The sequence below is a fragment of the Pseudomonas sp. Z4-7 genome (assembly GCF_051131965.1).
Classification (GTDB): domain Bacteria; phylum Pseudomonadota; class Gammaproteobacteria; order Pseudomonadales; family Pseudomonadaceae; genus Aquipseudomonas.
This window is the reverse complement of sequence record NZ_CP071642.1, coordinates 1956944-1971914: the sequence shown is the minus strand read 5'-3', so window position 1 is coordinate 1971914 and position 14971 is coordinate 1956944. Positions and strand designations below refer to the sequence as shown.

At 61.8% G+C, this 14971-nt stretch carries 13 protein-coding genes and 4 tRNA genes; 4 read left to right on the top strand and 13 right to left on the bottom strand.

Features of this window, described 5'->3' with window-relative positions:
* Nucleotides 1–76: 76 nt before the first annotated feature.
* The 5 genes from J3P91_RS08835 to uvrB form a co-directional block, all read right to left on the bottom strand.
* Nucleotides 77–152: transfer RNA gene (locus J3P91_RS08835), tRNA-Ala, on the bottom strand.
* A gap of 55 nt (nt 153–207) precedes the next feature.
* Nucleotides 208–283, bottom strand: a tRNA-Glu gene (locus tag J3P91_RS08830).
* Nucleotides 284–362: 79 nt separating this feature from the next.
* Nucleotides 363–438, bottom strand: a tRNA-Ala gene (locus tag J3P91_RS08825).
* Nucleotides 439–584: 146 nt separating this feature from the next.
* Entirely contained in the window at nt 585–2066 is a 1482-nt protein-coding gene (gene gltX / locus J3P91_RS08820; protein WP_434603473.1) for a glutamate--tRNA ligase, read from the bottom strand.
* 229 nt (nt 2067–2295) lie between these two features.
* Nucleotides 2296–4311 carry an excinuclease ABC subunit UvrB gene (uvrB, locus tag J3P91_RS08815; protein ID WP_434569222.1) on the bottom strand — a complete coding sequence of 672 codons (2016 nt, stop codon included), beginning with the start codon at nt 4309–4311 and terminating at the stop codon, nt 2296–2298.
* Nucleotides 4312–4643: 332 nt separating this feature from the next.
* Between uvrB and J3P91_RS08810 the strand changes: the two genes are divergently transcribed.
* The gene (locus J3P91_RS08810; RefSeq protein ID WP_305495843.1) at nt 4644–5840 is read left to right on the top strand and encodes an amino acid aminotransferase; all 1197 of its coding nucleotides are present in this window, start codon (nt 4644–4646) and stop codon (nt 5838–5840) included.
* Nucleotides 5841–6092: 252 nt separating this feature from the next.
* On the opposite strand, the gene J3P91_RS08805 is transcribed toward J3P91_RS08810, so the two are convergent.
* Nucleotides 6093–6320: a hypothetical protein gene (locus tag J3P91_RS08805; RefSeq protein ID WP_305495845.1), complete on the bottom strand. Its 228-nt coding sequence runs from the start codon at nt 6318–6320 to the stop codon at nt 6093–6095.
* A 234-nt stretch (nt 6321–6554) separates the two neighbouring features.
* Here J3P91_RS08805 and J3P91_RS08800 point away from each other — a divergent pair.
* The 3 genes from J3P91_RS08800 to J3P91_RS08790 all read left to right on the top strand — a co-directional run bounded on the left by J3P91_RS08800 (nt 6555) and on the right by J3P91_RS08790 (nt 7351).
* Nucleotides 6555–6630: transfer RNA gene (locus J3P91_RS08800), tRNA-Asn, on the top strand.
* A gap of 254 nt (nt 6631–6884) precedes the next feature.
* Nucleotides 6885–7079, top strand: coding sequence for a hypothetical protein (locus tag J3P91_RS08795; protein WP_305495847.1), 195 nt, complete (start codon nt 6885–6887; stop codon nt 7077–7079).
* An 89-nt stretch (nt 7080–7168) separates the two neighbouring features.
* Nucleotides 7169–7351 (top strand): hypothetical protein, encoded by a 183-nt coding sequence (locus J3P91_RS08790; protein ID WP_305495849.1) that lies wholly within the window; start codon nt 7169–7171, stop codon nt 7349–7351.
* Here J3P91_RS08790 and J3P91_RS08785 read toward each other — a convergent pair.
* The 7 genes from J3P91_RS08785 to J3P91_RS08755 all read right to left on the bottom strand — a co-directional run bounded on the left by J3P91_RS08785 (nt 7348) and on the right by J3P91_RS08755 (nt 14962).
* Entirely contained in the window at nt 7348–8409 is a 1062-nt protein-coding gene (locus J3P91_RS08785) for an AI-2E family transporter (RefSeq protein WP_434603471.1), read from the bottom strand. The two genes, J3P91_RS08790 and J3P91_RS08785, sit on opposite strands and share 4 nt — an antisense overlap.
* A 485-nt stretch (nt 8410–8894) precedes the next feature.
* Entirely contained in the window at nt 8895–10574 is a 1680-nt protein-coding gene (locus J3P91_RS08780; RefSeq protein ID WP_305495854.1) for a methyl-accepting chemotaxis protein, read from the bottom strand.
* A 228-nt stretch (nt 10575–10802) separates the two neighbouring features.
* Nucleotides 10803–12119: a Na+/H+ antiporter family protein gene (locus tag J3P91_RS08775; protein ID WP_434605039.1), complete on the bottom strand. Its 1317-nt coding sequence runs from the start codon at nt 12117–12119 to the stop codon at nt 10803–10805.
* A 245-nt stretch (nt 12120–12364) separates the two neighbouring features.
* Nucleotides 12365–13678 (bottom strand): sensor histidine kinase, encoded by a 1314-nt coding sequence (locus tag J3P91_RS08770; protein WP_434603469.1) that lies wholly within the window; start codon nt 13676–13678, stop codon nt 12365–12367.
* Nucleotides 13675–14343 carry a response regulator transcription factor gene (locus J3P91_RS08765; RefSeq protein ID WP_434603467.1) on the bottom strand — a complete coding sequence of 223 codons (669 nt, stop codon included), beginning with the start codon at nt 14341–14343 and terminating at the stop codon, nt 13675–13677. The genes J3P91_RS08770 and J3P91_RS08765 overlap by 4 nt, the downstream gene beginning before the upstream one ends.
* The gene (locus tag J3P91_RS08760) at nt 14343–14654 is read right to left on the bottom strand and encodes a PepSY domain-containing protein (RefSeq protein ID WP_434569226.1); all 312 of its coding nucleotides are present in this window, start codon (nt 14652–14654) and stop codon (nt 14343–14345) included. Before J3P91_RS08760 ends, J3P91_RS08765 begins: the two co-directional genes overlap by 1 nt.
* Nucleotides 14654–14962, bottom strand: coding sequence for a PepSY domain-containing protein (locus J3P91_RS08755; RefSeq protein WP_434569227.1), 309 nt, complete (start codon nt 14960–14962; stop codon nt 14654–14656). The genes J3P91_RS08760 and J3P91_RS08755 overlap by 1 nt, the downstream gene beginning before the upstream one ends.
* Nucleotides 14963–14971: the final 9 nt, after the last annotated feature.

Here is a 14971-nt window from a genome sequence, read left to right as displayed (position 1 = left end):
ACAAACCTTCTGAACATGATCAGCGCTGAGGACTGATCGCTTCAAGGTCGGTGTGGCCAGACCTCGAAGTGTAAATTGGTGGAGCTAGACGGGATCGAACCGTCGACCTCTTGCATGCCATGCAAGCGCTCTCCCAGCTGAGCTATAGCCCCGGATTTTCGCCTCGCGGCGGAGCGACATCCTGTTGCAACATCGCTTCTGTAAAACTGGCGTCCCCTAGGGGACTCGAACCCCTGTTACCGCCGTGAAAGGGCGGTGTCCTAGGCCACTAGACGAAGGGGACGCAAACCCTTCTAACATCTGATCAACGCTGAGTGTTGATCGCTTCAAGGCCGGTGTGGCCAGGCCTTGAAGTTGTAAATTGGTGGAGCTAGACGGGATCGAACCGTCGACCTCTTGCATGCCATGCAAGCGCTCTCCCAGCTGAGCTATAGCCCCTCATCGCTGAGGACGGGGCAAATCTTAAGGGCGTATCCGAGGGCTGTCAAATTTATTTTCAACAAAATTGAAAATTTTTTGCCGGGATAACAATCACTTACCGACAAACCCCGGAAAACCGGGGTATGCCTTGTTCCATCGACCGCTCAGGCAATCGCGCCCAGCAGTTTTTCCCACTCCTTGTTTTCCTTCTTCGACACGCCACCGAGCAGATCAATGGCCTGGCGCAGACGGAAACGGGTCAGGTCCGGCCCGAGGATTTCCATCGCATCGAGCACCGACACCGAGCTCGCCTGGCCGGTGATCGCGGCAAACATCAGCGGCATCGCATCGCGCAATTTCAGCTCCAGGTGTTCAACCACCGCCTGGATGGTCGCGGTGATGCTGTCCTTTTCCCACTGGCGCAGGCTTTCCAGCTTCCACAGGATCAATTGCATCAACTGCCGCACCTGATCGCCAGAGAGTTTCTTCGATTCGAACAGCTTCACATCCGGGGTCACGCCGCCGGCAAAAAAGAACCCGGCCAATGGCGCGATCTGGCTGAAGGTCTCTACCCTGCCCTGCACGTGCGGGGCGATCTTCATCATGTACTCGGGGTTGAACGCCCACTTCTGCACCCGCGCGGCAAACTCTTCCACCGGCAGGTCGCGCAGCCACTGGCCGTTGAGCCAGGACAGCTTCTCGACGTCGAAGATCGGCCCGCCCAGGGAGACGCGGGACAGGTCGAAGTGCTCGACCATCTCCTCCAGCGAGAACTTCTCGCGCTCGTCCGGCATCGACCAGCCCATGCGGCCCAGGTAGTTGAGCATCGCCTCGGGCATGAAGCCCATGCGCTCGTAGAAGGTCACCGAGGTCGGATTCTTGCGCTTGGACAGCTTGCTCTTGTCCGGGTTACGCAGCAGCGGCATGTAGCACAACTGCGGTTGCTCCCAGCCGAAGTACTCATAGAGCAGGATCAGTTTCGGTGCCGAGGGCAGCCATTCTTCGCCGCGCAGCACATGGGTGATGCCCATCAGATGGTCGTCGACCACGTTGGCCAGGAAGTACGTTGGCAGGCCGTCGGTCTTCATCAGCACTTGCATGTCCATGCGGTCCCACGGGATCTCGACATCGCCACGCAACATGTCCGGCACCACGCAGACGCCCTCGCTCGGCACCTTCATGCGGACCACATGAGGCTCGCCCGCGGCCAGGCGACGGTCGACTTCTTCCTTCGACAGCAGCAGCGCACGGCCGTCGTAGCGCGGGGTCTCGCCCCGGGCGATTTGCTCGGCGCGCATCTGGTCCAATTCTTCGGCGGTGCAGAAGCAAGGAAACGCGTGGCCCATGTCCACCAACTGCTGGCAGTACTGCTTGTAGATCTCGCCACGCTCGCTCTGGCGGTACGGACCGTGCGGCCCGCCGACGTCCGGACCTTCGCTCCAGTCGATGCCGAGCCAGCGCAGGGCGTCGAATATCTGCTGTTCCGACTCGCGGGTCGAACGCAATTGATCGGTGTCCTCGATCCGCAGGATGAACTCACCGCCGTGCTGCTTGGCAAAGCAATAGTTGAACAAGGCGATGTAAGCGGTGCCGACATGGGGATCGCCAGTAGGCGAAGGCGCGATGCGGGTACGGACGGTGGTCATGGCATGTCTCGGAAAGAATATAAAAGCGAAGATGAAACAGGGGGCGAATGGTAACAGGCGATGGTGGGCGGGCTCCAGTGAGAGGGGATTTGTGTGGCCAACATTAAGACTGAGCTGCCCCATTCGCGAGCAGGCTCGCTCCCACAATGGACCGCATCCAGTCCAGACGACTTGGTTTCCTGTGGGAGCGAGCCTGCTCGCGAAGAGGCCTGTGAGGACACCTCAATACTCAGACAGTCAGCAACCGCTCACGCAACTTGCCAATCTCGTCACGCAACTGCGCCGCAGCTTCGAACTCCAGGTCCCGGGCGAGCTGGTACATCTTCTCTTCCAACTGCCGGATACGCTTGGTGATTTCGCTCGGTGAGCGCAGTTCGGCCTCGTAGCGAGCGCTCTCTTCGGCGGCCTTGGCCATGCCCTTGCGCTTCTTGCTGCGCGAACCGGGCACGGTGGCGCCTTCCATGATGTCGGCGACATCCTTGAACACGCCCTTGGGCGTGATGCCATTGGCCAGGTTGAAAGCGATCTGCTTGTCGCGACGGCGCTCGGTCTCGCCGATGGCGCGCTCCATCGAGCCGGTGATGCGATCGGCATACAGGATCGCCCGGCCGTTGAGGTTACGCGCCGCGCGACCGATGGTCTGGATCAACGAGCGCTCGGAACGCAGGAAACCTTCCTTGTCCGCGTCGAGAATCGCCACCAGCGACACCTCGGGCATGTCCAGGCCTTCACGCAGCAGGTTGATCCCCACCAGTACATCGAAGGTGCCCAGGCGCAGGTCGCGGATGATCTCGACCCGTTCCACCGTATCGATATCCGAGTGCAGGTAACGCACCCGCACGCCGTGGTCTGCGAGGTAGTCGGTGAGGTCTTCGGCCATGCGCTTGGTCAGCGTGGTCACCAGCACCCGCTCCTCCACCGCCACGCGCTTGGTGATCTCCGAGAGCAGGTCATCGACCTGAGTCAGCGCCGGGCGCACCTCGACCTGCGGGTCCACCAGCCCGGTCGGCCGCACCACTTGCTCGACCACCCGCCCGGCATGCTCGGCTTCGTAGTTGCCGGGCGTGGCCGAGACGAAAATCGTCTGCGGGCTCACGCCTTCCCATTCGTCGAAGCGCATCGGCCGGTTATCCAGCGCCGAGGGCAGGCGGAAGCCATATTCCACCAGGGTTTCCTTGCGCGAACGGTCGCCTTTGTACATGGCGCCGACCTGAGGCACGCTGACGTGGGATTCGTCGATCACCAGCAGGGCATCGGCCGGCAAATAGTCATACAACGTGGGCGGCGGCGCACCCGCCGGACGACCCGACAGGTAGCGCGAGTAGTTCTCGATGCCGTTGCAGTATCCCAGCTCCAGGATCATTTCCAGGTCGAACCGGGTCCGCTGCTCCAGACGCTGGGCTTCCACCAGTTTGTTGTTCGAACGCAGGTATTCCAGGCGCTCCTGCAATTCGGCCTTGATGCCCTCGATGGCGCCCAACAGGGTTTCCCGCGGCGTCACGTAGTGGCTCTTGGGGTAGAACGTGAAGCGTGGCAGCTTGCGGATCACTTCGCCGGTCAGCGGATCGAATGCCGAGATGCTCTCCACTTCGTCATCGAACAGCTCGATACGAATCGCTTCCAGGTCCGATTCGGCCGGGTAGATGTCGATCACGTCGCCGCGCACCCGAAACGTCGCCCGAGCAAAGTCCATGTCGTTGCGCGTGTATTGCAGGTCCGCCAGGCGCCGGAGCAAGGCGCGCTGGTCGAGCTTGTCGCCACGATCCACGTGCAGGACCATTTTCAGATAGGTTTCCGGGCTGCCCAGACCGTAGATGCACGACACCGTGGTGACGATGATGGCGTCCTTGCGCTCGAGCAACGCCTTGGTCGCCGACAGCCGCATCTGTTCGATGTGGTCGTTGATCGAGGCGTCCTTCTCGATGAAGGTGTCCGACGAGGGCACATAAGCCTCGGGCTGGTAGTAGTCGTAGTAGGAGACGAAATACTCGACGGCGTTGTTCGGGAAAAACGCCTTGAACTCACCATACAATTGCGCCGCCAGGGTCTTGTTCGGCGCCAGCACCAGGGTCGGCCGCTGCACCTGGGCGATCACGTTGGCGATACTGAACGTCTTGCCCGAGCCGGTCACACCGAGCAAGGTCTGGTGCGCCAGCCCGGCCTCGATGCCTTCCACCATCAGGCGGATGGCTTCCGGCTGGTCGCCGGCGGGCTGGAAGCGAGTGACTAGCTGGAATTCAGACATGACATAACCCCTGGGTTCACTCCCGTCGGCCAGGCGACAGGAACGAGAAAGACCGAAACGACTGACGTCGCCCGAGGAAAAAGCTGGAATGCACACAATGTGGAGGTGATTGCCTTCGCTTTCAAGACGAACGTCCTACACGCCTTGCAGACTTTGACGCTGCGAAGGGACTAACGGTCGAAAAAAATCGAAAATACTTACGCTAAACGCCGAATAGCCTGTCGCCCTGTCCGGTGATGGCCTCTATACTAGCTCCCCGTTTGTGCACCGCTCTAGTGCATTCGGCTGGAGCGCGACACGTCCTCTCACCCTCCATTCAGAGCCGCGCAATAATGAGCCTGTTTTCCGCTGTCGAATTGGCACCACGCGACCCCATCCTGGGCCTCAACGAAGCTTTCAACGCCGACCCCCGTACCAATAAGGTCAACCTGGGCGTGGGTGTTTACTGCAACGAGGAAGGGCGCATTCCGTTGCTGCGCGCCGTGGTCGAAGCCGAGACGATTCGCGTGGCTCAGCACGTTTCCCGCGGTTACCTGCCGATCGACGGCATTGCCGCCTATGACCAGGCAGTCCAGACCCTGCTGTTCGGCAAGGATTCCCCGCTGATCGCATCGGGCCGCGTCATCACCACCCAGGCCGTGGGCGGCACGGGCGCACTGAAGATCGGTGCCGATTTCCTCAAGCAATTGCTGCCGGACGCGGTCGTGGCCATCAGCGACCCAAGCTGGGAAAACCACCGCGCGCTGTTCGAAACCGCCGGTTTCCCGGTGCAGAACTATCGTTACTACGACGCCGCTACCCACGACGTGAACCGCAGCGGCCTGCTGGAAGACCTCAACGCCCTGCCCGACCGTTCGATCGTTGTGCTGCATGCCTGCTGCCACAACCCGACCGGCGTGGACCTGAGCCCGGAAGACTGGAAAAACGTCCTGGCCGTGGTCAAGGCCAAGAACCACGTGCCGTTTCTGGACATGGCCTACCAAGGCTTTGGCAAAGGCATCGACGAAGACGCGGCGGCCGTGCGCTTGTTCGCCGAGTCGGGCCTGACCTTCTTCGCCTCCAGCTCGTTCTCCAAGTCGTTCTCCCTGTACGGCGAGCGTGTCGGCGCGCTGTCGATTGTCAGCGAGTCGAAGGAAGAAAGCACCCGCGTGCTGTCCCAGGTCAAGCGCGTGATCCGCACCAACTACTCCAACCCGCCGACCCACGGCGCCAGTATCGTCGCCGCCGTGCTCAACAGCCCTGAGCTGCGCGCACAGTGGGAAGAAGAGCTGGCCGAAATGCGCCTGCGCATTCGTGGCATGCGTGAGCAGATGGTCGACATGCTGGCCAAGGCCGCGCCGCATCACGACTTCAGCTTCGTCGCCCGCCAGAGCGGGATGTTCTCCTACTCCGGCCTGACCGTTGAACAAGTGACCCGCCTGCGCAACGAGTTCGGCATCTATGCCCTGGACACCGGCCGCATCTGCGTGGCCGCGTTGAACCAGAACAACATCGATGCGGTGACCAAGGCCATCGTCCAGGTGATCTGACGCTCGATGAAATGAAAAACGGGAAGCCTTCGAGCTTCCCGTTTTTTTTCGGTTGAATCCGCCCCCCGTGGCGAGGGAGCTTGCTCCCGCTGGGCTGCAGAGCAGCCCCAAAATCAGCCACCGCGGGATATCAGCCTGGTTGGTTGGAACAGCCTGGGGCTGCTTCGCAACCCAGCGGGAGCAAGCTCCCTCGCCACAAAAGCGGGCCAGAAAAGGCAGGCCACAAAGCAGCGAACGAAATGCTCGTCAAGCCTACAGCTCCGTCGCCCGCTGGCTCGCCGCATCGTCGTAGATGACATACAACGACTCGGCGACCTGGCTCTTGATCGCCTTGGTACTCTCGAGCCCCAGGACAAATCCCTCGGCCTTGCCACCGGCGCGGTTCAGTTCTTCCGGGGTGCTGGCCTGGGTGATGGCGTCGTACAGTTTTTCAGCGTGAGGGCCCACGCCCTTGGGCAGACTGATCTGGGCGGTGCTCACAGGAACACCTCGGCGCAATCGATTGTGTGAAGTGGTAACAAATGGTTCATGGCGCGTCCCTTGATGTCGGCGAATGGCCGGCAGCGCATCCTGCCACTTCCGGGCGTCCATGGTAGCCCTCTCTCGCCGTCGCGGTAACTGCCATTCGTTTGATTGGTCACCGATGGGCTTCAGGCCGCTCCGCCCGCAATAGAAGCTTGACTTCTCTTTTCCAATCAGTAACATACGCGCCATTCCGCGATAGCTCAGTTGGTAGAGCAAGTGACTGTTAATCACTGGGTCCCTGGTTCGAGTCCAGGTCGTGGAGCCAGACAGCAATAATCAAAGCCCCTGAATCGAAAGATCCAGGGGCTTTTTTGTGGGCGCTTTTCAGCCAAACGGCGACTGATCGCCGCATACCGCCTGGCTGAGGTCGCTACCGGAACAATAATCTGGCGCCAACCAGGCACTATGGTCTGAATCCTGCTTTATTTTTCGACGACTCAAGCTGTCACGAGCGTGTCATGGCAGTGCCGCAAACTGTCAACGTCCGCCGCCGCAGCTCATAACAACAAGGACGAAGCCATGCCCACACAAAATCCCCACCGCATCGTCGGCCTGTGCACTTCCAGCAAGGTCTACAACGTACTGACCGAGCTCAAGCACCTGGAAGGCCACCGCAGCGCCAAGTTCCTTTCCCTGCTCGCGGAAAACCTGGTTCGCAAGGGCCTGCTCAATGAACAGGAAGTGGTGCACATGCTCGACCTGGTGGTCGATTGAGCGGCATCGATTCCTACTATTGAAGCGGTTGATTTTTCCCCATCCCGCATGAGACGTAAGGTAACCCCATCGACTGATGGAGGTTTCCCATGCCCAAGGTTCAAATCATGTCTGTCATTGGCAGCGCCGTCCCCGCCCCACTTCGGGAGCGCGGACTGTTGGCTTGCTGGTATCTGGTGCAGGACGGCGTCACCGTCAGCGGCCCGCTGACTTCCCTACCCGCCGCCCAGGCCTTGTCGCAACGTATCGGTCCCTACCTGTTGAGTGCCTAGGGCAACTGCACCCGCGGCTTGCCCTCGACGAACAGCGCCCAGCAGGACATGAACAGCGCGGCGATCAGTGGCCCGATGACAAAACCATTGAGGCCGAATACGGCCAGCCCGCCGAGCGTCGAGACCAAGACCATGTAGTCGGGCATCTTGGTGTCCTTGCCGACGAGGATCGGGCGCAGGAAGTTGTCCACCAGGCCGATCACGAAGACCCCGAACAGTGCCAGCACCACGCCCTGCCAGATCGCCCCCGACAGCAGGAAATACACCGCCACTGGCACCCAGACAATGCCCGCCCCCACCGCCGGCAGCAGCGACAGGAAAGCCATCAGCACCGCCCACGGCAACACCGTCGGGATACCCAGGATCCAGAAAATCAGGCCGCCCAGGGCGCCCTGAGTGATCGCCACCAACAGGTTACCCTTCACCGTCGCCCGCACCACCCGGTTGAACTTCAATTGCAGGCGGCGCTTCTGGTGCTCGGCCAGCGGAACGGCCGAGCGCACCTTGCGCACCAGCTCCGCGCCGTCACGCAGGAAAAAGAACAACAGGTAGAGCATCACGAAGAAGCTCACCAGGAACTGGAACGTACCCTGGCCGAAACTGAACGCCTGGGTGGCGAAAAATTCGCTGCCCTGCATGGCGCTCTTGACGATCTTGTCTCGCAAGCCACTCAGGTTGCCCAGGCCGAAGCGGTCAAGCAGATGCTGAAAGAACGGCGGCAACGCCTCCTTGAAACGCGCCAGGTAATCGGCGACGTCCAGCTCGCCACTTTCCAGGCTCTTGTACAGCGCCGCCCCTTCCTGGACGAGCAAGGTACTGATGACGATCACTGGCAAAATGGCGATCACCACGCAAATGCTCATGGTGAACAGTGCCGTGACATTGCGCGGCCAGCCGAACTTGAACTGCAAGCGACGTTGCAGCGGCGCAAAGACGATGCCCAGGATGACAGCCCAGAATACCGCCCCATAAAACGGCAGCAGAATCCAGACGAAGGCAATGCTGACCAGGATCAGCAACAACATCTGCGACTTGTTTTGGAGGTTCTTTCGGTTCATGTGCTATCCATGTCATTGGCAGATAGACGTTAGTCAGCCAGGACTCGCCGGAGTGCCGTCGCGTCTGCCATATGCCGGCATTCGAGTTCGCGCCGGGGGATGGGAATGTGGTTCGGGCTGTTGATGCGCGATGTGCGCGAGCTGCCTGCCTGAGATCAAATCGTGGCGAGGGAGCTTGCTCCCGCTCGGCTGCGAAGCAGTCGTAAATCTACGGATGCGGTGTGTCTGATGCTCCGCATGCGGCAGGTTTGGGGCCGCTTCGCGGCCCAGCGGGAGCAAGCTCCCTCGCCACGACTGCGTTGCATTCTGCTGGAAATCGCTTTCGCGAGCAGGCTCGCTCCCACACGGATCATGTTTGGCTCTGCCCGGCAGAAACTGCCGAAGGCTGCGATCCTCCGCTTCCGATAGGGCCTGGTAGCCCAGGCGAAAACATCTGGATCGAAAGCGAAAGATCGCAGCCTTCGGCAGCTCCTGCTGCGCTTGGATCAGATCCGGAACTGCCCCACCAGTTTGCCCAGGCGCTGCCCCAGATCGGCCAGGCTGCGGGAGGTCTGGGCGCTGAGCTGGGTTTCGTCGGCGACAGTGTCCACCGCCACGGCGATCTGATGCACGCTGCGGTTGATTTCTTCGGCCACCGCGGTCTGCTCCTCGGCGGCGCTGGCGATCTGGGCGTTCATCGAGTTGATGGTGCCGATCAGTTGCGCCATGGTGTCCAGGGAGGCGCCCGCCTCGTTGGCCCGTTCCGAGGTGCCGTCGCCGGCCTCGCTGGAACGGCGCATCGCTTCCACCGCGGCATGCGTACCCGATTGCAGGCGATCGATCATGCCCTGGATTTCCTGGGTGCTTTGCTGGGTCCGGCTGGCGAGGGCGCGGACTTCGTCGGCCACCACCGCAAACCCGCGGCCCGCCTCACCGGCACGCGCAGCCTCGATGGCCGCGTTGAGGGCCAGCAGGTTGGTTTGCTCGGCAATCGAACGGATCACACCGAGTACGCTGACAATCGAGGCCACGTCCTGTTGCAGGCTGTCCAGGGACACGCCGCTGCTGCGGATATCGTTCACCAGCGCATGAATCTGCTGGATGCTGCCGGCCACCACGCGCTTGGCGGACTGGCCTTCTTCATCGGTCTGCTGGGCCGCGACGGCTGCGCCCTGGGCACTGCGGGCGACTTCCTGGGCGGCGGAGGACATTTCGTTGATCGCCGTGGCGACCTGGTCGGTCTCGTGGCGCTGGCGCTCCATGGCCTGCTCGGAACGCTGGGCCTGCTCGGACACTTGCGTCACCAGGCCAGTCAGTTGCGACGTCATGTCGGTGATCTGCCGCACCAGGCCATGGATCTTGTCGACGAAGCGGTTGAAGGAACCGGCCAGTTGGCCCAGTTCGTCCTGGCTGGTAATCGCCAGGCGCCGGGTCAGGTCGCCCTCGCCCGCCGCGATGTCGTCGAGGTTGTCCTTCATCAGGTGCAGCGGACGCAGGATGGTATTGGCGAGCACCAGGCCCACCACCGCGATCACCAGCAGCACCACGGCGGCGATCCCGACGATACTCAGGATCACGCCTTGCAGGCGATCGTGGACCTTGGCTTCCACCAGCGCCACCTGACCTTCGATACCGTCGAGGTTGACCGAGCTGCCGACCGCCAGGTCCCACTTGGCCAGGTATTCGGTGTAGCCGAGCTTGGGCACCAGGTCCTTGCTGCCGGGCAGCGGCGAGCTGTATTCCAGGTAATGCGTGCCGTCCTTGGCGACTTTCACCAGGTCGCGGTTGACGTAGACACCGTTCGGGTCGCGGTTGTCCTTGAAACTCTTGCCCACGCCGTCGGGGCTGTTGGCCTTGAACAGGCGAATGGTCTCTGAGTCGTAGCCGAAGAAGTAGCCGTCCTTGCCGTAGCTGATGTTCGACAGCAACTTGATCGCCTGGGCGCGCGCCTCGTTATCGCCAGGCGCGGCGGCATCGTAGAGCGGCTTGATGGCGGTAAGGCCGACCGCGACGTAATTCTGCAGCGTGGCCTTGGCTTCACTGAGCAGACGTTCGCGGGTTTGCTGGACTTCCTTGCTGGCCTGTTCCTTCAAGATGAACGCCGTGGTCAGGCTGATGATCACCGCGGACAGCAATACCGGCAGAATTGCCAGGGACAGGACTTTAGCCTTCAGGCTCAGGCGCATGCTGTTCACTCTTGTTGGTTTTATGGCGTGGTTAACTGGGTTAACGGCAGCGCACGATAAAACTGTAGGACAAGGTGGACAGTCGGTTGGCAGGGTCGCTGGATTCAAGGGCCCCATCGCGAGCAGGCTCGCTCCCGCAGGGTTTGGTGGTGTCCACAACTGCTGTGTTCACACCGATCCCCTGTGGGAGCGAGCCTGCTCGCGAAGAAGACAACCCGGTCTCTGAAGCTACAACACCATCGCCGCCACCCAACCAAACGCCAGCAATGGCAGGTTGTAGTGGAGGAAGGTCGGGACCACGGTGTCCCAGATGTGGTGATGCTGGCCGTCGATGTTCAGGCCGGAGGTCGGGCCGAGCGTCGAATCCGAGGCAGGCGAGCCGGCATCGCCCAGAGCGCCGGCGGTGCCGACGATGCAGACGATCGCCAACGGGCTGAAGCCAAGTTGCAGGCACAGCGGCACAAAAATGGTCGCCAGGATCGGCACCGTAGAAAACGACGAGCCGATCCCCATCGTCACCAGCAGCCCGACCAGCAACATCAACAGCGCACCGATGCCCTTGTTGTGGCCGATCCAAGCCGCCGAGGTTTCCACCAGGCTTTGCACCTGACCGGTGGCCTTCATCACTTCGGCGAAGCCCGAGGCGGCGATCATGATGAAGCCGATCATCGCCATCATCTTCATGCCTTCGGTGAACAGGTCGTCCGTCTCGCGCCAGCGCACCACGCCCGACACCGAGAAAATCAGGAAACCGGCCAGGGCGCCGATGATCATCGAATCGAGCAGGAGCTGGATGGCGAATGCCGCCGCGATTGCCAACCCGGCGACCAACAGGCTGAGCGGGTTGTAGCGCACGGCCACCTGCTCGGCCCTGGCGATCTTTTTCAGATCGTAGACGCGTTTCTTCCGGTAGCTGATAAACGACAGCGCCAGCCCAAAGACCATGCCCAGCGCCGGGATGCCCATCGCATGGGTGACGTTGATGCCACTGACATCGACACCGCTGCGGGCGATGTTGGCGAGCAGGATTTCGTTGAGGAAGATGTTGCCGAAGCCCACCGGCAGGAACATGTAGGGGGTGATCAGGCCGAAAGTCATGACGCAAGCGATCAGCCGACGGTCGAGTTGCAGCTTGGTCAGCACATAAAGCAGTGGCGGCACCAGCAGCGGAATGAAGGCGATATGGATCGGCAGGATATTCTGCGAGGCCACCGCAACCGTCCCCAGCAGGCCGATCAACAGCCATTTGACGCCCGTGCCGCCGGCCGCGTCCTGGCGGTCGACCATGGCCAGGACCTTGTCGGCCAAGGCATGGGCCATGCCGGACTTGGCAATCGCCACCGCAAAGGCGCCCAGCAGAGCGTAGGACAACGCCACCGTCGCACCGCCGCCAAGGCCCGCGTTGAAGGCCTTGAGTGTTGCCTCGATCCCCAGGCCGCCTACCAAGCCACCCACCAGCGCGCCGATAATCAGCGCGATCACCACATGCACGCGGGACAGGCTGAGCACCAGCATGACGCCAACCGCGGCAATTACTGCATTTATCATCGTTACCTCAAAGCACAGCGATGGAAAGCCACCGGACAAAAAGGTCGCGACTTTGCAGCAAGCGGCGGCAAGCTGCAAGGGTCATGCGGCGGGATTTGCAGTCACTCGCAGTGTTTGAATCCACCACACTGCCCCTGTGGGAGCGAGCTTGCTCGCGATAGCGTCGGGTCAGTTACGAAAGTGTCGACTGACAAGCCGCTATCGCGAGCAAGCTCGCTCCCACAGGAGATGCAGCCATGGCTTCAGCGCTTGGGCAGCTCAATCATTACTTTCAACCCGCCCCACTCGCTGTCGTCCAACGCCAATGTCCCGCCCCAGGTGTCGACGATGTCGCGCACGATGCCCAGCCCCAGGCCATGGCCATCGGTCTGCTCATCCAGGCGCGTGCCGCGGCTGAAGACCTGGTCGCGGCGATCCGGCGGGATGCCGGGGCCATCGTCTTCCACTGCCAGGTGGAAACCCACGAGCGTCTCGCTCACGGTCAGGCGCACTTCGGCGTCGGCCCATTTGCAGGCGTTGTCCAGCAGGTTGCCCAGCAATTCCAGCAGGTCTTCCCGATCCCAAGGCAGGTGCAAGCCGGGCGGCGCGACATAAGCCAGGTGCAGATGCTCGCCATGGATCATGTTCAGCGTCGCCAACAAACCCGGCAGTTCGGCGTCGCAATCCAAGTGCGCGCCGGGCAAGGCATCGCCGGACAGGCGGGCACGGTTGAGTTCGCGGTTCAGGCGTTGGCGAACCTGCTCCAGTTGATCCAGCAGCAACTTGCGCAACTCGGGATAAGGGTCGAGCTTCTCGTTCGACGCCAGGCTTTGCAGCACCGCCAGAGGTGTCTTCAAGGCATGGCCAAGGTTGCCCAGGGCGTTGCGCGAACGCTTGAGGCTGTCTTCGGTATGGGCCAGCAAATGGTTGATCTGCGCCACCAGCGGCTCCAGTTCCCTGGGCACTTGTTCGTCGAGTTGTGAACGCTGGCCGCGTTGCAGCTGGGCAATCTGCTCCCGGGCCTTCTCCAACGGCCGCAAGGCGCGCTGCACCGTGAGCCGTTGCAACAGCAGGATCAGCAGCAACCCCGCCAATCCGAGGCCGAGGCCGACCTGCTGCATCCGCAGGAAGCTGTCACGCACCGGCGTGTAGTCCTGCGCCACGCTGATGGAAATTGCCTGGCCCAGGCGCCGGTAGTCCGTGCGCAGCACCAGCAGCTTCTGGCCTTCGGGGCCCAGTTGCAGGTTGCTGTGCAGCCCCGGATGGTCGAGCCGCGGCAGTTCCTGGTCCCAGAGGGAACGGGAGCGCCAATGCTCGTCGGCAAAATCGATGCGGAAATAATGCCCGGAGAACGGTCGCAGGTAAGCCGGCGACAAGCGTCGCTCGTCCAGTTGCAACCCTTGCGGGCCACGGACCAGGGCCACCAGCAGGTTCTCGCTGTCATTGCGCAACCCCGCTTCGAGGTAGCGCTGCAAACCCAACTCGAACAACCACAGGCTGGTCTGCGCGAGGACCAGGCCGACCACCACCATCACACCGATCAGGCCCAGGCTCAGGCGCCGCTGGATGGATCTCACTGCGCCTGTCCGCCGAACAGGTAGCCCTGGCCGCGACGGGTTTCGATCACGCTGCGTCCGAGCTTGCGCCGCAGGTGATTGACGTGGACTTCCAGCACATTCGAATCGCGCTCGGTTTCACCATCATAGAGGTGCTCGGCGAGGTGGCTTTTGGAAAGGATTTGCTCGGGGTGGAGCATGAAATAGCGCAGCAGCCTGAATTCGGCGGCGGTCAGCTGGATCTCGGCGCCGTCGCGAATCACGCATTGCCGGCCTTCGTCGAGGTGCAATCCCGCCGCTTGCAGCGTCGGCTGGTTGACCTGGCCGTGGGAGCGACGCAACAGCGCCTGGATGCGCAGGTGCAGCTCTTCAGGGTGGAAGGGTTTGGTCAGGTAATCATCGGCCCCGGCCTTGAGCCCTTCGATGCGCTCGGCCCACGAGCCACGCGCGGTGAGGATCAGTACCGGGGTGGTCAAGCCGCCAGAGCGCCATTGCGCCAGCACCTCGAGCCCCGGCACCCCCGGCAGCCCAAGATCGAGAATGATCAGGTCGTAGGGCTCGCTGCTGCCCTGATACACCGCGTCGCGCCCGTCGGCGAGCCAATCGACCGCGTAGCCCTGCCGGGCGAGCCCGGCCATCAGTTCGTCGGCCAGGGGAACATGGTCTTCCACCAGTAGCAGGCGCATCAGTCTTCCTTATCTTTGAGTAAACGGCCGGTCGCGGCCTCGAGGTCCAGTTCGCGCACGACGCCGTCGGTGTCCAGCAGCTCGACTTCGTAGATGTAGATGCCGTGCTTTTCTTCCAGCTCGGCTTCCAGCAACTTGGCGCCGGGATGGCGGTCCAGGGCCTGTTGCAGCAGGTGTTCCAAGGGCAGGATCACGCCCTGCTGACGCAGTTGCAGGGCCTCGTCCTGGTCCAGGTCGCGGGCCACGGCCACCGAACAGCACACCAGCAGCGCCAGCGCCCAACGGTTGCGGGCGCGCAGATTAAGCTTCATTACGTATCCTGATGATTCTTGAGCACCTCGCCAGTGACGGCGTCGAGTTCCAGATCCCACTCGATGCCCTTGGCATCACGCAGATCCACTTTGTATCGGTACTTGCCGTATTCCTCTTCCAGCTCGGTATCGGTCACCGTGGCGCCAGTGTGTTTGGCCAGGGCAGCGGCGTTGAGCTGATCAAAAGGCAGGATGGTACCAGCGTCCAGCAATTTTTGGGCTTCAGTGGCATCGAGGTCCCTGGCTTGAGCCGGACCTGTACCGATGACCATCAGCGCCGCGATGAAAAAGGCAGTGAGGCGGTTCACGGGTTATCT